1 protein-coding gene is annotated in these 234 nt (G+C 57.7%); it reads left to right on the top strand.

Annotation, left to right across the window (positions count from 1 at the left end):
- A partial coding sequence (locus AB1471_RS19180; RefSeq protein ID WP_367781074.1) for a hypothetical protein occupies positions 1-214 on the top strand: 214 nt, incomplete at its 5' end.
- Positions 215-234 lie beyond the last annotated feature (20 nt).

Here is a 234-nt window from a genome sequence, read left to right as displayed (position 1 = left end):
GAGGGGGAGGGGGGGGGGGGGGGGGGGAGGGGGGGGGGGGGGGGAGGGGAGAGAGGAGGGAAGGAGGGGAGAAAAGGGGGAAGGGAAAAGAGAAGGGGGAAAGGGAGAGAAAGAAAAGAAAAGGGAAAAAGAAGAGGGGCGAGAAAAAAGAAGGGAGAGAGAGAGAAGGAAAGAGAGAAGAGGAGCGGAGAAAAGGCACGAGGAAGGAAAATAGACTCCCAAATTGCCATCGAC

The sequence above is a fragment of the Jeotgalibacillus marinus genome (genome assembly GCF_040801915.1).
GTDB lineage: Bacteria > Bacillota > Bacilli > Bacillales > Jeotgalibacillaceae > Jeotgalibacillus > Jeotgalibacillus marinus.
This window is presented reverse-complemented; position numbering and strand designations above follow the sequence as displayed.